At 57.5% G+C, this 19,683-nt stretch carries 14 protein-coding genes and 1 tRNA gene; 2 read left to right on the plus strand and 13 right to left on the minus strand.

Annotated features, from left to right (window positions below; genetic code table 11):
• Window positions 1–179 precede the first annotated feature (179 nt).
• Together ACQE3D_RS15680 and ACQE3D_RS15685 are read left to right on the plus strand one after the other, a co-directional pair.
• Window positions 180–470: a CHC2 zinc finger domain-containing protein gene (locus tag ACQE3D_RS15680; RefSeq protein ID WP_313729795.1), complete on the plus strand. Its 291-nt coding sequence runs from the start codon at window positions 180–182 to the stop codon at window positions 468–470.
• Window positions 467–2,635, plus strand: a complete 2,169-nt coding sequence (locus tag ACQE3D_RS15685; protein WP_313729794.1) for a DUF3987 domain-containing protein — start codon at window positions 467–469, stop codon at window positions 2,633–2,635. The genes ACQE3D_RS15680 and ACQE3D_RS15685 overlap by 4 nt, the downstream gene beginning before the upstream one ends.
• 2,957 nt (window positions 2,636–5,592) lie before the next feature.
• On the opposite strand, the gene ACQE3D_RS15690 is transcribed toward ACQE3D_RS15685, so the two are convergent.
• From ACQE3D_RS15690 to ACQE3D_RS15750, 13 genes are all read right to left on the minus strand, one after another.
• Window positions 5,593–5,668, minus strand: a tRNA-Thr gene (locus ACQE3D_RS15690).
• A gap of 58 nt (window positions 5,669–5,726) precedes the next feature.
• Window positions 5,727–6,569 carry a sulfite exporter TauE/SafE family protein gene (locus tag ACQE3D_RS15695; RefSeq protein WP_064028563.1) on the minus strand — a complete coding sequence of 281 codons (843 nt, stop codon included), beginning with the start codon at window positions 6,567–6,569 and terminating at the stop codon, window positions 5,727–5,729.
• On the minus strand, window positions 6,570–9,020 hold the full coding sequence (locus ACQE3D_RS15700; RefSeq protein WP_313729793.1) for a heavy metal translocating P-type ATPase: 2,451 nt from the start codon (window positions 9,018–9,020) through the stop codon (window positions 6,570–6,572). It lies immediately after the preceding gene.
• Between the two features lie 69 nt (window positions 9,021–9,089).
• Entirely contained in the window at window positions 9,090–9,704 is a 615-nt protein-coding gene (locus ACQE3D_RS15705; protein WP_313729792.1) for a hypothetical protein, read from the minus strand.
• 93 nt (window positions 9,705–9,797) lie between these two features.
• The gene (locus ACQE3D_RS15710) at window positions 9,798–9,986 is read right to left on the minus strand and encodes a hypothetical protein (protein WP_082885522.1); all 189 of its coding nucleotides are present in this window, start codon (window positions 9,984–9,986) and stop codon (window positions 9,798–9,800) included.
• A gap of 121 nt (window positions 9,987–10,107) precedes the next feature.
• Window positions 10,108–10,302, minus strand: coding sequence for a heavy metal translocating P-type ATPase metal-binding domain-containing protein (locus tag ACQE3D_RS15715; RefSeq protein WP_082885523.1), 195 nt, complete (start codon window positions 10,300–10,302; stop codon window positions 10,108–10,110).
• A 102-nt stretch (window positions 10,303–10,404) separates the two neighbouring features.
• The gene (locus ACQE3D_RS15720) at window positions 10,405–10,614 is read right to left on the minus strand and encodes a hypothetical protein (protein WP_064028571.1); all 210 of its coding nucleotides are present in this window, start codon (window positions 10,612–10,614) and stop codon (window positions 10,405–10,407) included.
• A gap of 255 nt (window positions 10,615–10,869) precedes the next feature.
• Window positions 10,870–13,893, minus strand: a complete 3,024-nt coding sequence (locus ACQE3D_RS15725) for a phospholipid carrier-dependent glycosyltransferase (RefSeq protein WP_313729791.1) — start codon at window positions 13,891–13,893, stop codon at window positions 10,870–10,872.
• Between the two features lies 1 nt (window position 13,894).
• Entirely contained in the window at window positions 13,895–15,247 is a 1,353-nt protein-coding gene (locus ACQE3D_RS15730; RefSeq protein ID WP_313729790.1) for a tetratricopeptide repeat protein, read from the minus strand.
• 1 nt (window position 15,248) lies between these two features.
• Window positions 15,249–16,214 (minus strand): lysylphosphatidylglycerol synthase transmembrane domain-containing protein, encoded by a 966-nt coding sequence (locus ACQE3D_RS15735; RefSeq protein WP_313729789.1) that lies wholly within the window; start codon window positions 16,212–16,214, stop codon window positions 15,249–15,251.
• A 63-nt stretch (window positions 16,215–16,277) separates the two neighbouring features.
• Window positions 16,278–17,432, minus strand: coding sequence for a lipid-A-disaccharide synthase (gene lpxB / locus ACQE3D_RS15740; RefSeq protein WP_064028579.1), 1,155 nt, complete (start codon window positions 17,430–17,432; stop codon window positions 16,278–16,280).
• A 53-nt stretch (window positions 17,433–17,485) separates the two neighbouring features.
• A complete protein-coding gene (locus tag ACQE3D_RS15745) occupies window positions 17,486–18,583 on the minus strand; it encodes a DegT/DnrJ/EryC1/StrS family aminotransferase (protein WP_313729788.1) in 1,098 nt (365 codons plus the stop codon).
• Between the two features lie 10 nt (window positions 18,584–18,593).
• Window positions 18,594–19,532 carry a Gfo/Idh/MocA family protein gene (locus ACQE3D_RS15750; RefSeq protein ID WP_064028583.1) on the minus strand — a complete coding sequence of 313 codons (939 nt, stop codon included), beginning with the start codon at window positions 19,530–19,532 and terminating at the stop codon, window positions 18,594–18,596.
• Window positions 19,533–19,683: the final 151 nt, after the last annotated feature.

The following is a 19,683-nucleotide window of genomic DNA, read 5'->3' on the forward strand; positions in this document are numbered from 1 at the left end:
TCGCCAAAATCTGATTTATCGCGCTTTTTTCATCAACCCCGCATCATGGACAACTGCAAATCATGCGGAACACATGCCGACCGCGAAGAACTTACAGACCGCGGCCTTTGCCCCGAATGCGAATACTACGACGCCGCCGGAAAAATAGCCGAGGCTTACCAAATACGAGAGGCCGACCCATGCCTATAAAATCCGAAACCGTTAAACGGGCAATCAATCCGCCCGACTATTACCGCGCGGCCCTGCCCGATGTACCGCTAAAGCGGATCGGCTGGAACGATGGCGGCCTTTGCCCGTTTCACGGCGACACCGAGCGCGGATCGTTTCGCGTGAATACTCAAACCGGCGGCTTCAAGTGTTTTAGTTGCGGCGCGGCGGGTGGCGACGTGATCGCGTTCGAGCAAAAACGCCACGGCCTGACCTTTCCGCAAGCCCTGGAAAAGCTGGCCCGCGAATGGGGGCTAGAATGACGATACAGCTACCCAAAAACTACCGCAACAAGCCTTTGGTGTTTGGCTGGACATATCGCGACACCAACGGCCAAGCCTTGGGCGCGGTGGGCCGCTATCAAGCCGAGGGAGCGAAAAAAGACGTGGTGCCGTTTTTCAAGCGGCGCGGCGCGGATTGGATGCCCGGTATCGATGCCGACCCCCGCCCCTTGTTTGGCCTGGATCGGCTGGCGGCGCATGACAAAACCAAGGCGGTTTTTATCGTTGAGGGCGAGCCATGCGCGGCGGCGCTGCAATCCATCGGCCTTTGTGCCGTCACCAGCTTAGGCGGATCGCAAGCGGCCAGAAAAGCCGACTGGACACCGCTAAACGGCTTCGGCGCGGTGTATATCCTGCCGGATATTGACGAACCCGGCGAGAAATACGCGGCGGAGGTGGCCGAATGCCTGGCGGCCTTGCCGCAACCGCCGAAGGTTAAGATCGTTTGCTTGCCGAACCTTGAAAAAGGTGGCGATGTAGTGGACTGGCTGGAAGGCTGGGTTACTGGCTGGGATCGTTTCGGGCCGATTGATGGCGCGTTACACGAATCCTTACAGGCCAAACTTCGGGAAGTGATCGCCAGCCAAGCCACCCGAACACCTGCCGGCAACCCGGACACGGCCACCCTTGGCACGTGGGCCAACCCCGGCGAAATCCGCCCGAAAATCCCGGCGGTTTTACCGATGGCTCCGGAGTTAATCCCCTCGGCTTTCCGCGATTGGCTGGCCGATGTCTCGCACCGGATGCAAACCCCGGCGGATTTTCCGGTAATCAGTACCATCGTGATTTTTTCCAGCGTTATCGGGGCCGGTTGCGGCATTCGCCCAAAGCAGCGCGACGGCTGGGAAGTTATCCCAAATTTATGGGGCGCCTGTATCGGGCGGCCTTCGGTCTGTCTGAAAAGCCCAAGCATGAAAGAGGCGTTAGGCATTCTTGACCGGCTGCAATTTGTCTATGGTGAAATGTTCGAGCGCGAAAAACGGAGCGCTGATTTTGAAGGCATGGTGGCCGGCGCGGTACAAAAAGACCTGAAAAGCCGGCTAGATAAGGAGGCCAAGAAAAGCACGATGGACGGCCGCGAACTTGACCTGTTGCGGGCTGAATACCTGGAAGCCTTGGAAGCCAGCGAACAGCAACCGACACGGCGACTATTCAAAACCAATGAAACCACCATCCAGAGCATGACCAGCTTACAAGCGCAAAACCCGCGCGGCTTGCTGGTGTTTCGTGATGAGCTGACCGGCTTACTGGTCAAGTGGGATCGTGAGGATGGAGCAGACGAACGCGCCTACTTTCTGGAAGGCTGGAACGGCAACGGCGCTTATACAGATGTGAAGATTGCCAGAGGCGTGACCGAGGCAAAACAAATCTGTATCAGCCTGTTAGGCGGTATCCAGCCCGACAAGCTGAAAGCCTACCTACACCAAGCCCAACAAGGCGGCAACGACGGCATGATTCAGCGACTACAGCTTGCCGTTTGGCCGGATGAGCCGAAAAACTGGCAATTGATCGACACCGCCCCCAACAAGGAGCACAAGCACCGCGCCTTTGTGATTCTGCAAAAGCTGGCGGAAATGGACTTTGCCGAACACGGGGCCAACTTCGACCGCGAACACGACGACCGCCCTTATTACCGTTTCGACGAAGCCGGGCAAGCAGTGTTTTTCGAGTGGCTGACCGAGCTGCAAACCGGCAAGATACCGACCGAGGAAAACCCCTTGATGGTGGAGCACTTCGGCAAGTTTCGGTCATTGATGCCGAGCTTGGCGCTGATTTTCCACCTGATCGACATTGCCAACGGCGCACCGGGCGGGCCGGTCACAGAAGCAGCGGCGCGGCTGGCGGTGGCGTGGTGCGATTACCTGGAAAGCCACGCGCGGCGAATTTATGCGATGGCCGAAAGCCCGGAACAGGAAGCGGCGGTAAAACTAGCCAGCAAGATCAAAGCCGGCGGCCTGCCGAACCCGTTTACCACCCGCGACATTGACCGCAAAGGCTGGCACGGCTTAGGCAAGGGCGCACCAGTGAAAGAGGCGTTGGAAATCCTGGCTTATGAGGGCTGGATAGTGGAGCAGCCGCCAGAGCCGCAAGCAGTGGGCCGGCGGCCTTTGCCGAGCTTTCACATTAACCCGCTGGTTTTGCGATGATCGACCGTAAGAACCCACCCCAAAACCAACCGGCTTAGGCCGGTTTTTTTTTGCCTGCCGACCGCCACGGCGCACCATGATTGAGGCCGGACCGTTGGCCGGTACTGCCCATGCACCAACACCGGGGCGGCCAAGCCTGGGACCATGACCGAAGCCGGCGAGCCATTGCCGAGCTTGCCGCCAACCCGGCCACCGGATCGGCGCGGGTGCCGTGGTCGGCAATCGGGGTTTTGTCGGTAGGGGGTGGCCCGCGTTTTCGCGCGGCTGCCAGAGCCTGCCGACCGCCACGGCGGGCCGGAATAAAGACCGGGCCGTTGGCCGGTACTGCCCACGCACCAACACCGGGCGGCCAAGCCTGGGACCATGACCGAAGCCGGCGGGCCATTGCCGAGCTTGCCGCCTGCTCAGCCACCGGATCGGCGCGGGTACCGTGGTCGGCAACAGGGGTTTTGTCGGTTTAGTCAGTTTTGTCGGTAGGGGGTGGCCCGCGTTTTCGCGCGGCTGCCAGAGCCTGCCGACCGCCACGGCGCGCCGGGATCGAGGCCGGGCCGTTGGCCGGTACTGCCTATGCACCAACACCGGGGCGGCCAAGCCTGGGGCCAGGATCGAAGCCGGCGAGCCATTGCCGAGCTTGCCGCCAGCTCGGCCACCGGATCGGCGCGGGTGCCGTGGTCGGCAATCGGGGTTTTGTCGGTTTAGTCAGTTTTGTCGGTAGGGGGTGGCCCGCGCTTTCGCGCGACTGCCAGAGCCTGCCGACCGCCACGGCGCGCCGTGATCGAGGCCGAGCCGTTGGCCGGTACTGCCCACGCACCAACACCGGGGCGGCCAAGTCTGGGACCATGACCGAAGCCGGCGAGCCATTGCCGAGCCTGCCGCCAGCTCGGCCACCGGATCGGCGCGGGTACCGTGGTCGGCAACAGGGGTTTAGTCGGTTTAGTCGGTTTAGTCGGTTTTGTCGGTAGGGGGTGGCCCGCGTTTTCGCGCGGCTGCCCGAGCATGCCGACCGCCACGGCGGGCCGGGATCAAGGCCGGGCCGTTGGCCGGTACTGCCCACGCACCAACACCGGGGCGGCCAAGCCTGGGACCATGACCGAAGCCGGCGAGCCATTGCCGAGCCTGCCGCCAGCTCGGCCACCGGATCGGCGCGGGTGCCGTGGTCGGCAATCGGGGTTTTGTCGGTTTAGTCGGTTTTGTCGGTAGGGGGTGGCCCGCGTTTTCGCGCGGCTGCCAGAGCCTGCCGACCGCCACGGCGCGCCGGGATCGAGGCCGGACCGTTGGCCGGCACTGTCCACGCACCAACACCGGGGCGGCCAAGCCTGGGGCCAGGATCGAAGCCGGCGAGACATTGCCGGCCCTGCCACCGGATCGGCGCGGGTACCGTGGTCGGCAACAGGGGTTTAGTCGGTTTAGTCGGTTTAGTCGGTTTAGTCGGTTTAGTCGGTTTTGTCGGTTTTGTCGGTAGGGGGTGGCCCGCGTTTTCGCGCGGCTGCCAGAGCCTGCCGACCGCCACGGCGCGCCGGGATCGAGGCCGGACCGTTGGCCGGCACTGTCCACGCACCAACACCGGGGCGGCCAAGCCTGGGGCCAGGATCGAAGCCGGCGAGACATTGCCGGCCCTGCCACCGGATCGGCGCGGGTACCGTGGTCGGCAACAGGGGTTTTGTCGGTTTAGTCAGTTTTGTCGGTAGGGGGTGGCCCGCGTTTTCGTGCGGCTGCCCGACCCTGCCGACCGCCACGGCGCGCCGGGATCGAGGTCGGGCCGTTGGCCGGTACTGCCCACGCACCAACACCGGGGCATTGGGGCTTTTTGAATTTGCAAAAACTAAGCTGGCGAAAATTTAGCTAGGGCGACGCAAAGGGATCGGCAACCCCTAGACTTTTGACCCGCCCCCGCCCCCGCCCCCGCCCCCGCCCCCGCCCCGTCGGGTTCGGCGTCGGTTTTGTCAGCGCTTATATAAAAACACTATATTAGAATTCTATTATTATTTATATAAAACAGAATGTTATGTATTTATTGACAGGGTTTTTTCTATTTAATTCGCTGAGCGCATGAACAAGAAAGGGGCGACGCAAAGGGGCCGGCAACCCCTAGACTTTTGACCCGCCCCACCCCTTGAGCTTGCCCGCCACCAGACAACCAATACAGAGCAACCGCAAGCGCCGCAATGATTGCCGATTGTCTGGACTGGTGGCCGGATGGCCGGGCTATCCGGTAGGCTTCAGCTTCGGGATCGATACCCGTTAAAAACGCGAGCCACCCCCTACCGACAAAACTGACTAAACCGACAAAATACCCATTGCTTGGACTGGCGGCCGGATGGCCTGGGTTATCCGGTAGGCGTCGGCTTCGGGATCGGTACCGCATAAAACGCGAGCCACCCCCTACCGACAAAACTGACTAAACCGACAAAATACCCATTGCCTGGATTGATGGCCGGATGGCCGGGCTAGCCGGTAGGCTTCGGCTTCGGGATCGGTACCGCATAAAACGCGAGCCACCCCCTACCGACAAAACTGACTAAACCGACAGAATACCGATTGCTTGGCCTGGTGGCCGGATGGTCTGGGTAATCCGGTAGGCAGTGGCTTGGTGATCGACACCCGTTATAAATGCGGGCCACCCCCTACCGACAAAACTGACTAAACCGACAGAATACCGATTGCTTGGGCTGGTGGCCGGAGGTTTGGGTAATCCGGTAGGCCGTGGCTTCGGGATCGACACCCGTTATAAACGCGGGCCACCCCCTACCGACAAAACTGACTAAACCGACAAATTACCCATTGCCTGGATTGATGGCCGGGGTTATCCGGTAGGCGTCGGGAGCGGTGCCAGATTTTTTAATCCGGACGAGCTTGGAAAACGGCAAACATTGTGAGCAACCGCGCCGCAAAGTAACCCCGGCGTAACCCCAGAAAATAAAAAAGGCCTTCGATTTCTCGTAAGGCCTTGATATATATGGAGCTGGCGATGGGACTCGAACCCGCGACCGGCTGATTACAAATCAGCTGCTCTACCAACTGAGCTACGCCAGCAAATTGGCTCGCCATTATACAAAAAACGGCGAGGTAATCCAGCATTTTTTGCGGCGCGCTACTTGTTGCGTATGCTGTCTATCATGCTCGACAAGTAGTCCATCATGTTCTTTAGAAACGCTATCGCCAGATCGAGCTGGGTTTGTAGATAGAACAGGAAATGACTGTGGTCGAAGTCCTGGTCCATGTAAAAGCTGACGCCGTTGTTGATCGTGTTCAAGCCCATCACCAGCATAATCACCGCGGCGGCCTTGAACATGAAACCGCGCAGTTTCGCGCTCATTTTGCCGAATGCCACGCTGATGAATAGCATCATCGGCAAGGTGCCGGCGCCAAACGCCAACATTAACGCCCCCCCTTCCAGCACGCTCGTCGCGGTTGTGGCTTTGACGGCCATCGCGAAGGTTAGCATGCATGGCATCAAGCCGTTTAACAGTCCGGCGATGATCGAGCCGACAATAGGTCCTCGTTGATTCGCCGTGGCGTAACCCTTACGCAACATTCCCAACGGGATTAATCGAAGCGAACCTTGCCAGGGTATCCAACCCAAAACCCCCATCGCCAACGCAATGACAACTAAGCCCATCGTGATTTGCAGCACACTTTGAATCTTGCCGAACAAGCCGCTGGATATCAACACGACACCCAGGGTCGCAGCGGCCATGCCTATCGTCGCATACACCGTAATACGGGCCACTTGGTAAGCCAGATAAGGCCAATAGCTTCGACTTTTGCCGGCCTTCATGAAAAAGCCGGATACCAAGGCCCCGCACATGCCCAGACAATGTCCGCTACCTAAAAAGCCTGCCGCGAATGCCAGGGTATAGTCGAAACCGCTAGCGGCGGCCATCTCCGTCATGCCATGCATCGCATGATCCATGCCGTGCATTTGGTGGTCCATTTATTTGCTGAGTCTGAGTGAATTGACGATGACCGACACCGAACTCAACGCCATGGCTGCCGCGGCGATCATCGGGTTAAGTTTGCCCATTGCCGCTACCGGGATGGCGATGGTGTTGTAGCCGAATGCCCAAAACAGGTTTTGTTTAATCACGCTGATCGTGAAGGCACTGAGTTCTATCGTGTCGGTAACTTTGCCGATGTCGCCTTGCACCAACGTCAGATCGGCGGATTCTATCGCCACGTCGGTACCGCCACCGACCGCGAAACCGACATCGGCGGCAGCCAATGCCGGCGCGTCGTTGATGCCGTCACCTATCATGCCGACATTCAGACCATCCGCCTGCAATTGCCGAATGATCCGGAGTTTGTCGTCCGGCTTGGCCTGTGCCACCACGTCGGCTATTCCCACCCGAAACGCGATGGCGTAGGCGGTTTTTTCGGTGTCGCCGGTGACCATCATGGTTTTGATACCCATCCGATGCAAACGCTCGATCGCGGCGGCAGCTTCGAGTCGCGGCGTATCGGCGATCGCGAATACCGCGGCTTCCTTGCCGTCAACCGCCATGAAAACCGGCGTTTGTCCCAGCGCGGCGGCGGTATCGGCCGGCTGCGCCAATCCGTGAACCTCAACCTGATGACTTTGCAACCAGGCCTGGTTACCGATCAGCAACTTGTAGCCGTCTACTTCGGCGCGGATGCCGTGCCCGGTCTCACTGTAAAAATAAGCGCAGTCGTGCAAGGCCACTCCCAATTCTTCGGCATGTTTGACGATGGCCTTACCCAGGAAATGTTCGGAATTGTTTTCGGCGGAAGCCGCCAGCATCAGCAGCTTGTTTTCGGCGATGCGCGAGACCTTGTGGATTTTGACGACCTTGGGCTTGCCTTCGGTAATCGTCCCGGTCTTATCGAATACGATGGCGTTGAGCTTGCTGGCGATTTCCAGACTCTCGCCGTTACGGATATAGACCCCCTGCTTGGCGGCCTGTCCGGTGCCAACCATGATGGCTGCGGGCGTCGCCAATCCCAATGCGCAGGGGCAGGCGATCAACAGCACGGTAATCGCATTGCCGAACGCCATCCCAAACGGCGCTCCGGCAATCAACCAGCCCGACAGCGTCAGCGCGGACAAGCCAATGACGGCCGGCACGAACACCGCCGAGATCTTGTCCACTTGCTTTTGAATCGGCAGCTTGGCGGCTTGCGCCTGATCGACCATATGCACGATGCCGGCCAGCACGGTATTCATGCCGATGGCGCTGGTCCGCACCTGCAATACGCCGTTTCCGTTGACGCAGCCGCCAATCACCGTATTGCCGATCACTTTGACGACCGGCATGCTTTCGCCGGTAATCATCGATTCATCGACGGTGGAAATGCCGTGGATGACGACGCCGTCGGTCGGAATTTTTTCGCCGGGACGCACTAACAACACATCGCCAACTTGAATCTCGTCGACATCCACCCGCCGCTCTTCGCCGCTTTCGGTCAATAAGGTTGCGGTTTGGGGTTGCAGATCCACCAGTTTGCGGATCGCCTCGCCGGCTTTGCCGCGCGCGCGTTCTTCCAGATAGCGCCCGAGCAACACGAAGGTGACGATAGCCGCCGCCGCCTCGAAATAGACGTGGCTACGCCGGCCGAACAAAGCCGGCAAACTGTAGCCATAGGCCGAGCCGACGCCGAGTGCGATCAAACTATCCATATTGGCGGCGCGCTGCTTGGCTAGCCGATAGGCCTTGACGAAAAACTGGCTGCCGGTACCGAACACCACTTGCGTGGTCAGGGCAAATTGCAACCAGTGCAGCCAAACACCGGTGCGCATCGTCATCGCTACCGCCACTACCGGCGCGGTCAGCAGCCCTGCCCATACAAATCGACGCCGGGCCACGTCAATTCTCTGTAACTCCTTTTCGATCAATTTTTTCCGCTGCGAGAGGGTATCGACCTGCAAGGCGCTGTAGCCAAGTTTTTCGATGGTTGCGATGACATCGGCCTTGGTCAAGCAACCTTGGACGTTGACGGTTTCGGTGGCGAAATTGACGCTGGCCTTTTTGATCCGCTCGTCGCGATTCAGGACCATTTCGATCAACAGCGCGCAAGACGCGCAACTCATGCCTTCCACCGCCAAATCGATGTCGGCCAATGGTCCCTCGGGCAATTTTTTCTTATCGGCTACGCCGAGCCGCCGCTTACTGGCGATATTGCCGAGAACCGCATCCAACAAAATCAACAGATTTTTAGCCGGAAGCCGACTCGAGTCGAATTCGATTGCAACCGAACCGATCGCAATTACCGAGCGTACTAGCTTAATTTCCGGTCTTTTTTTAAGAAGGATTTCGAAAATGTAACTACGCTCGGGATCGCCGACCAACACCGGCGTAACGATTCTGATCCGGTTGCGTAATTGGTGCCGGACCTCAAAATGCCGATAGGGGTTGTTATCGGTAACCATTAAGACTGCACTCCTCGATGTGACTGACCAAACAACCCGGCGCACCGCGCCGGGCCACGGCCAGTCGGCTTATTTGGGTCTACGGGATCTGACCAACAAGAAAAACATATAAAACACCGCCAGCCATTCGTAGCGGTAGGCCCATGGTCTGGGCAGCCATTGCTGGGTAATTCGCGGCCAGTGCGCTTTGATCAAATACAGTACCAACACGTCGTTCAGAAAGTCGATCACGGCTTTCTCGGGATCCTTGAATAAGGCTTTGGGGCCTTTACTACTGAGTTTGCCGAGCACTTTGGCCGCCTCGACGGTTTCCTTGCCCGCCTGGACTTTCTCACCGAACCAAGCGCCAACCCGCGTGTTTTTCAGTCGCCGCTTGATCCCGAGGGCCAAACGGCCGGCCGCTTTGGTCGCGGGGATGTCGTCGAAACACCCTTCAGCTTCCAACTCCGCCAGTGCTTTGTGCATGGCGCGCGCCAAACCGGTAAAGTCGCAGACCGCTTCTTGAAAACGGATCGCCAGCTTGCGTTGGCCACGAAACAAATCGACTGCTCGGACACCCGGCAGCTCGCGCATCCGGTTTACCAGCGCCTCGGCGGCCCTTGGCCGACAAGCACGCTCCGGCAGTTGAAAGCGCAGGTGGCCCTCGTGGCGATAACGCAGAACAAATTCTCTTTGTATGGCCATATCAATGGGATAGAAACAAAGACGGGCGACACCTTTGCCGGCTGTCGCCCGTTCTTAAAACAGAATCGAAGAACCGGGTTCGCATCAACGCGATCAATTCTCTTCTTTCGCTTCGGCGACGATGTCTTCCAGCGTTTCCTTTTGATGCAATACGAAATCCTTACCGGCGTCGATAGTCTTTGCCGCGCTGGCCACGATTTCTTTTCGGTATTTGTATACGAAATAACCGGCGACCATGCCGGCGCCAAACAATAAAATCGGATGTTTTGCAATTTTGCTCATCAATTTTCCTCCAGTGTTGACGGTTGCGGTAGCCAGTGTTCCCGCGACAACCTGCTTACTCATCGACGAGTCGGGTGAACGCGCCTGCTTGTCGTGATTGTGCGCCATAACGATCCTCTGGTTAGCTCCGAGTAGGTTGGGATTTTGTATCGTGGTCGTCGGGTAGTATCAGTTCTTCATGAAGCATCTGAAAGATGCCCTTACAACCCTCGCAACAGAACTGTTTGTCGCCCTCGACGGTTTTAAGTTCAAAACCGCTGACTTCGACAGTCAGCCCGCACAAATCGCAGTTTTTATCGTTTTCGGTCGTCGCCATATCATCCAATCCTAATCATTCCTTGCCTGAAACCGGAGGAATTATAAACGCCTTGGCCCGTGGCGGCTAATGGATGACGAAATCACAGGCACACTTTACCGTTCAGCACTTACCACGCGCGGCTTTGCTGGATGCCTTCATCAAAGCGATGCGCAACGCGCCGGTCAAGCTAGTGCTTAACCCCAAACGCATCGCTAGGGCCGGTACCAGAATCATCGAAGCAATTGCCAGCCCGGCGCCCAGGACTAAACCGCCGGTGTTTAAGTGTTGGGCAGTGGTTTCGTAATTCGTGACGATCAATTCTTGCGCCATGTTGCTACCTCTGATGGAAAAGTGAAAACACACTATTTCCTAAGAGAGCACAAACAATGCCACAAGCCTAGATATTGAATTTCCAAGAAAAAAATTCAAATACCTTAAAAACAACAAAACAGTTAAGCGATATGCCGCGAAAATATTATGTCATTTAACATAGTTTAGCAAATGCATTTCTCCACCCTCCGCGCGCATCGGCGCTTGCGGAACTCTTTTTTTCGTCGTCGGCCGCATTCTAGAGACTAGCTAGACTCAATACAGACCGCGTCCGGCATCCCATAACAGGACCTTTCCGCCGAAGAATTCGTAGCGGACCTCGCTGGTACGCTCGAGAAACCCAAGCAACTCGTCGGACATTTTCTTGCTTTCCATCTCGTCGGTAATGACCCAAACCCGTCGATGCTGATTGAACAAGCGCCTCAATTCCTCGAGGTTGGTGACCAGTTTTCCGCCCGCCCAACGATCCACGACTTGACCCTGAACCGAGGCGTGCCGGTATACCTCGTCGAAGGATAAGGTTTCCATCAAATAGTAATCGACACCACCCATGACTATCGCCGCCGACATCGGCGATACCGTCAAGATCTTATCGTCGGGTGACTTTTGCGCCGCGATAAAGTGGTAGGCGGTTTCGTGGCCCATATTGATCGGCCGTGAATACGCATCCACCAGCGCCAGAGGATCGGATTGAAACGGAACCAGGGTCAGCAATAATCCGGCGACGATGGTTCGCCACCGGTTACGCAACACCTCGACGGTGCCACCGATTCCGAAAATACGTTCAGCCAGCACGTCTATCCAACCGCGCCCGGTCAACACCGCCAACACGATCAGAAACGGATACAACGGCGACACGTAGCGATTGGCGATCTGCATTAACAGCACCGACGCGACGAATGCGCTGACAAAGACCAGCAAATACAACGTGACAATGGCCGGATTGGATTTCCGCCCCCTGAACCAATACCAAAACCCCGAAACCACCAAGACGCTATAAGCCAGGGCCATGCGCTGGTTGCCCAGCAAAAACAAGTTGATGAAGACATGCGGGTTGATCAAATGCAGCTTCATGATCGAATCGCTGGACGTCGCGATACCGACGTGCGGGGTCAAACACAGTATCGTAAAGATCACCATATCGGCGATCGTGACCGTCATCATCGTCGCGAATCCGATCAATATCGACCTGTCTGCGCGCCAGTCGAACGGTTTGTAATACAAAAAGCCGGCGATACAAAACGCCGGAAAGGTAATCACGAATACTTCCTGACTCAGTGCCGTCGCGGTGCAGAATACAAAGAACCAATGTTGGTAGCGGCGACCGTCTCGCCAGATAAAGCCGCGCAAAAACAGATAGACGCTGACCACACCCAGAAACTGCATAAACTGGTAAAACCGGATAATCCGGGAAATAAAGATCTGCCACGGATCGAAGGCCAGCAATACCGCGACCAACAGCGCCAAACCGCGCCGTCCGCCGATTCTTAGCGTCAGTAAATACGCGGCGATTATCACGCCCAAACCCGGCACTATCGACAAACCTCGGGCGATTTCCTTGCTGTCGCCAAAGACCGCCAACCATAAGGCCAACACGTAATGATAGAGCGGCGAACGGGTGTACAACACGCCCGAAACCGCCTCGGGCGACAAGCCCTTCAGGATACCGCGCGAAGCGTCCCAACTGACGTTTTCGTCCGCTTGTAAATCGTCGAAACCAATCTGATAGTAACGCAATGCAAAACCGGCCACTAATGTCAGCCCTAGCCACAGACGCGAGTCGCGAACCCACCGCCCCGTCTCCGGCCACGACACGCTAAAAGCAGGGCGGCGCAATAACCACCAAGACAGCAAAGTCACTGTCGGCACCCATCCCATCCAGATCGGACGCCAAACAGGATCTTCCAACCACAGGACACTGTCGGTTTCGCCGTAACGGACTCGCAACGCAATCAGCATCAGCGCCGCAATCGCTCCGATTGCCAATAAGCCCGACGGTCCACGTCCGGCATAGCCTTCCGCCGACGCGCCTGCCCCGAGCCGGAACAAGCGCACCGCCAACCAACAAGCGCCGGCTGATACCAGCCACAAGCTCAAAAACTGAACCATCCAGTCGGCATCGATAGGCTCGGCGGTTTGCAGCTTCAACGCCCCCAACCGACTGTCGGCCGACAATGTCGCGGCCGCGATCCATTGGCCGGCACCGGACAACCAATCCGGATGCGCTTGAATTTGAGTTTGCCAATGCAAACCGCCGTCCAACACCCGCTGGCCCAAACGGCCATCGACAAACAACACCGGCGGAGCGGTTTCGCTGTTCGGTCTAACGACCCGCACGCTGAGCCGACCTCGATCCGCAGCCAGAAACCGGGTCATATCGAAGGCTTCGATTCCGCCGCCGCCACCGCCGGCACCGACCAACTCGTCATCCCAAAACAGGTAGTACGGCCAATCGCAGCCGATTCTGACCCAGGCCGAATCGCCCGCGACGCGATGCAAATCCACCAATTCGGTTGCTAGACGCATATCGCCGGCCAACCATACGCCGGACAAGCCCAACTCGGAACGCGGTGTCGTCCATATCGTCGGATCAACCGGCGCGTAAACCGGCTTCTCCAATTCCCCCAAAGGCCGCGCGGCGGGCCACTCTGTTTCGTTGTAACCGGGTTCGAAAAATCGCTTACCTGTCAAATTGGCCGCCACATCCAGCGCTCGCCAAGCCTCGGCGCGTCCGTCGATATCAGCCTTCAGCCCCTCGCCACTGGCTCCCCCCTTAATCGCCAGCCGCGGCAGGTGTTGCGACTGTACGTAGACCGCCAGAGTATTCTCGCCGGGCAGTAAATACGGGGTGATGTCGATGTAGTGCAAGACGCGCCATTCTTCATTGGCGGCGCGTTGCGAGGTCGGGTTGCGCGGCATATCCCAACTATGGGGAACTTGGCCCTGGGCACGATCGGAAAAGCGGGTTTGAAAAGGGAGCGAGGCGTTGATCGAATATTTGTTCCACGAGACCACCCGGCCATTCACCATCAGCTGGTAATCGTCGGCAGCCAGAGCGACCCAGCCGTGTTCAGGTTTGAACGGCAAACGCCATGTCTGCCGAAAGTAGGCGCGCCGCTCCGCATGCTCGGCGCCCATCCAACCGTCGGGCATTTGGTCCCGAATCGGACCCTGGCGAATCGGTAGCAACCAATTCGCCAGGCACAACGCGATCAAAAACGAAGCCACCAGCAACGCGCCTAACGACGGCAGCCAGTGCCGAATCCCGTTCGTACCCATATTATTTCCAACTGTCCGGCGTCAGATATTTGGTATAGAGCTGATGGGCCGCCACCGGATCGTCGCGCCGGAACGCCGCCCAGCTTTTGGTCGCCCAATATTGTCCGGAGACCGTCATCTTTCGGAAATTGACGAACTTCTGCAAGGCGACCACCTGATTGATCGCCTCGGCGGCCCTTTCGAATTGCTTGTATTTCAAATAGACCAACGATAGTCCATACCAAGCCATCGCCGAGGTCGGCATTTGCACCAAGGTTTTGTTCCACAATTCCTCGGCCAATCCGTACTGGCCGGCATTGAACGCCTGCACGCCGTATTCGAGAAACACCGCCGACAGCCAGTATCGATAGGCCGGCATCTCGACCAAGCGTTGGGTCAGCGGCTCGCCGGCCAATTGTTCGGCGCGCGCGTAATTGCCGGTCCTGACTGCTTTGGCCAGTTCGAACAGCGGCCATTCCGGGCAAGCGACGCATTCTTTTGCTTGCGCCATTTCACCCAAATCGGCGAAATACGGCAAGGCGTAATCCACACCCGGATTCCAGAACGCCGCTCGCCGCCAATTGTCCGCCGCTTCGTGCCAATTGCCCGCGGCATAACGGGTTTTACCCTGATCGACGTAATAATAAGCCAGCCATTTAGGTATTAACAAACCGGCCAATACCACGACGAACATCGGCCAAAGCTTCGGCGATCGTTCAGCTTCGGCGGATACCGGAATCAGCCAACGGGCCGGCAATATGGTCAGAATCAACCCAAGAATCGCAAAGATCCAGCCCTTGCCGACCGAATTCAAAAACTCGTTCGAATAGCCGAGCACATTTTGCAAAACATGAGTCTGATATTCCGGCAACGCCGCCTTGACGCCCCATTCGTCCTCGAACACCGTGGCGCTGAGCGTATCCGGCGGCATTTGAGTCATTATGATCCGACTCTCCCGCCAGTCGAAGTGTTGCCAGTTCAAGCCGGCCTCCATGTCGTCCACCACCCTATCCACCTGCCGATAAATCACCCGGGTATCCAGCCCGTATTCCGGATACCAATGATTCATCACATACGGAAACGCCAGTGTTAACAGCAACAACAACCAGCCGGCGCCGATCACCTGCCGCCGAAAAACGACAGTCCCGCGCAGCGCGGCGACCGCCAAGCCCGCATAGCAGAGCAGTCCGGCGCGCACGGCGAATTCCCAGCCGATAGCGGCGTGCTCGCTCAGTTGCAGGCTCGCGCTGCCGAAGCTGGACGCCGCCGAAGACGGGATCGAATACCAGCCGGCCTGGACGCCTAACAGCACGGCGAACCAACCGACCGCGAACAAATAGTAATTCCGGGGAATTTGGGTCAGCCGCGCCAACATTCTAAGTGGCCTCTCGCGGGTTACCGGCCTTCCGACGCTCGAACATCATCAGTCCGCCGAACAGGCTCAGTAGTAAATTGATGCTGTAGACGCTGAGCGAAATCGACAACACGTCGGCGCTGGACACCCCGACCGAGCCGAACAACCCGATCATGACGCCCTCGCGGATGCCCAATCCGCCGATCGACAGCGGTACCATCGTCACGATGGTAATCGCCGGCAAAAACAAAATGAAATAAATCGGATCGACATCGATATGCAAGGCCTTGGCGGCCAAGGCGTAGTAGATGGCGAACATCAATTGCAGCACGGTCGATACCGCCGTCGCCCCCAACAAGGTGCGGCGATGATTGCGGAACGAATACAGCGCCATATACAACTGGGCGATCTTTTCGCCCAAGGCCTTGGGAAACAGCTTCTTAGACAACCACAGGTTCAAGCGGGCCATCGGCGGACACCAGATCACTAGCATCAACAACAGCAAAAACAGCGCCGATCCGGCCACCGCCAAAAGCGCGGTCTGCGATTGCAGCTTGACCAGATTGAACGGCGAAACCGCAACCGCCAACACCGTCAACCCGACCAAACCGGTCAGGCGTTCCAGAAACACCGAAACGATGGCGAGGTTTGGATTGTTAATGGTTTTATGCAGGCGGTAGCCCTTAACGATGTCGCCGCCCAGACCTCCGGGGATGAAATTGTTCAAGAACATGCCGACCATGTAGAATTTGAACAATCGATAGACCGAGACGCTGGCACCTTCGGCGACCAGAAACAATTGCCAGCGATAGGCCGAAATCCATTGGCAGACCGCGTAATACACCCAACCGAACACCACGAACTCGGGGCCCAAGCTGGCGATGCGTCCGACAAACTGATCGATGTCCGCCACGCTAAACAAATAAGCCAGCAATCCGGCGCTGATCGACAACTTAACGATAAAACCCAAGGTTTTTTTCAATCTCATGTTCCGCTTCCGTCGGCGTGCGAGAAGAATCCTCCACGCGCAGATAATAGCCCAAAAACCGCGCTAAGCGCCGGCCTTCAGCATTTCCCAGGCCAGCGTCGCCATGTTCGCGGAACCACCGCCCTCGCCCAGCGCCTGCTTGACCGAGCGCAAGTCGGCGATTTGATTTTCCCGATACGCACGGTCCGCCAACAAACGTTCTACTTCGGCCGCTAGATTGTCCGGCGTCAAGTCATCCTGAATCAGTTCCTTGACGATGGCTCGTCCGGCGATGATGTTCGGCAAGCCAATGAACGGAATTCTGACCAAGCGCTTGCCCAGCCAATAACTGAACGCGGCCAAGCGGTAAACAATCACCATCGGCACCGTTAGCAACGCGATTTCCAAGGATGCGGTGCCCGACGTGGTCATCACCGCGTCGCAGCATTGAATCGCATCATAAGTTTGATGTTTTACCACATGGACCGTGACACCGGCGTGACTTAGCGCGGATTGGATTTGCTCGTCATCCACGCTATCGGCCTGCGGCAACAGAAATTGCGGTTTAGGTGCGCGACGGGCCAGTATGGCGGCCGCCTCCAGCATCACCGGCAGCATGCGCTTAATTTCATTGCTTCGACTACCGGGCAGGATACCGATCACCGGCCGCAGAGGGTCCAGATCGAACCGGCTGAAATCTTCGTCGCGGCCGTATAGCGGTTTTACTTTATCGACCGACGGATGGCCGACATAGCGGACTGGGACGCCTTCGGCCTGATAATAACGGGTTTCGAACGGAAAAATTACCGCCATCATGTCGATGGCTTTGCCGTAGGTAAGCACCCTACCCGGCCGCCAGGCCCACACTTGCGGACTGACGTAAAACAACACCTTAACGCCCAGCCGCTTGGCGAATTGGGCCAGCTTCAGGTTGAATTCCTTGTAATCGACGCACACCAGCAAATCCGGCTTTTCGGCGACAACCAAGGCCTGCATGATCTTGAGCGCCCGGCGGATTTCCCGATAGTGTTTGAGGACTTCGACCAGACCGATCACGCCGATACCGGACGAGTCGTAGCGGATGTCGATGCCGGCCTCGCGCATCGCGCTGCCTCCCATGCCCAGGCCGCGAACTCCCGAATCTGTGGCGCGCATTGCCTGATACATGTGGGCGGCGTGCCGGTCGCCGGAGGATTCGCCGGCGCTGAACAGCACCGTGTACGCTGGTCGCTTAGTCATTTGTGAGTGGCTGGTGGGCTGCGTTGTGCTTAGCCCACCCTACATCTTGGATATTAAGCTTGGAAGACGCCGCGAATCGCATCGGCGATTTCGGCGACGGTGTCGTCGGCCAAATTGGAGCAAATCGGCAGCGAGAAGCATTCGGCGGCCACGGCCTCGGTCACCGGCAACGAGACGCCCGCGCAATCGTCCTTGAACACGTTCTGTCTGTGCAAGGGCACCGGATAGTAAATCGCACTGGAGATTTGCCGGTCGTGCAAAGCCTTCATCACCTCGTCGCGACGCTCGCACAACAACGTATACTGATGATAGACATGCACGCCGACGCCGTCCTCGAATGGCGTCGTCAACGGCAGATCGGCCAGCAATTTGGAATACAAATGCGCAGCGTGCCGACGAGCCGCGTTGTACTGATCGATACGCTTGAGCTTGGCGCGCAACACGACCGCTTGCAATTCATCCAGGCGGCTGTTGTAGCCGACTACGTCGTGGTAATAACGGACTTCGGAGCCGTGGTTGCGGAATTGCTTGATCTTGGCGGCGGCTTCGTCTGATGACGTCGTCACCAGCCCGCCGTCGCCGAAGCAGCCCAAGTTTTTGCTGGGAAAGAAGCTGAAACCGGCCGCGTCGCCGTAACTGCCGGTCTGACGATTGGCGACGGTTGCGCCGAAAGACTGGGCGCAGTCCTCGATCAACTTCAGACCGTGTTTATCGCAAATGGCCCGGATCGCTGGCAGATCAGCCGGTTGACCGAACAAATGCACCGGCATCACCGCCTTGGTTTTCTCGGTGATGGCACGCTTGATATTATCCGGCGTGATGTTGAAGGTGCCGGGATCGATATCGACAAATACCGGCGTCGCACCGACATATTTGATGGCCTCGGCGGTGGCGATGAAGGTAAACGCGCTGGTAATCACTTCGTCGCCAGGCCCGATGCCGTGCGCCAGCAAGGCCAAATGCAAGGCGTCGGTGCCGGAGGCGCAGCCGATGGCATGCTTGACGCCCAAATAGTCGGCGGCTTCTTTTTCGAACGCTTGCACGTTGGGGCCGAGGATGAACGAGCAACTGTCGATCGTCGCGGCGATGCCGGCTTCGATTTCGTCTTTGATGTCGGCGAACTGCGCCTTCAGATTGACCATCGGAATCATCGCAAGCCCTCTAGCGTTGAATTAAGAATTGACTGATTTCGATCGCCGTGGCCAGGGCCTTGCGGCCGGCTTCGCCCGGTACCAACGGGTTGTCGCCGGATTGCACGCAGGCGACGAAATGTTTGATTTCCTCCAGCAAGGCATCGCCGCTTTCGAACACCGACTCTTCGGTGACGATTTCCGGAATGCCGGGAAACATTTCCTTGTCGCCGGTCTTATGCTTAATCAATACCCTATTTTGAAAATCCACCGAGATATAGGAACTGGGCCGGAACATCCGCATCTTGCGTTCCATTTTCATGCTGATCCGGCTGGCGGTCACGTTGGCGACGCAACCGTTCTTGAAGGTGATGCGGGCATTGGCGATGTCGGTACCCTGGGTCAATACCGAGGTACCGCTAGCATCGATTTTCTCGATTTCGGAATCGACCAGGGCCAGGATGATGTCGATATCGTGGATCATCAAGTCCAACACGACGCTGACGTCGTTGGCGCGCGGATTGAACGGCGACAAGCGGTGAGATTCGATGAACAGCGGCTTCTCTTCGAGTTTTTCCAGACCTCGCACCGCCGGATTGAAGCGCTCCAAATGTCCGACTTGCAAGATCACATGCTTGTCGCGGGCAATCGCGATCAGTTCGTCGGCTTCCTCGACCGTGACCGTAATCGGCTTCTCGACCAGGACATGCGTGCCGGCATTCAAAAAATCCTTGGAAACCTGATGATGCAGACTGGTCGGAACGACTATGCTGACCGCATCGACTTTACCCAGCAACGCCCGATAATCGGTGATGGCCTCGACCCCATGTTTTTCCGCCACCAACTGTGCCGCTTCGGGATTGATGTCGACGACCGCCACTAACTCGCAGTCTTTCAACGACGCGTATTTTTCCGCATGAAATTTCCCTAAATATCCCGCACCGATCACGGCACACTTCAGTTTACTCATAGACAACCACACGTTAATTGCAACTTCCCGGCCACGATTCCGGCGGCAGGCATAAAGCCGTGTATTGTACCATTAGAATTAGGCTTGAATCAGCCAAGCTGTCGGCTGCGGGACCCGAGCGGAATCGCGGCGATACACGCCCAGCGATGCA

It is taken from the genome of Methylomonas sp. MS20, assembly GCF_050275925.1.
Lineage (GTDB): Bacteria > Pseudomonadota > Gammaproteobacteria > Methylococcales > Methylomonadaceae > Methylomonas > Methylomonas koyamae_A.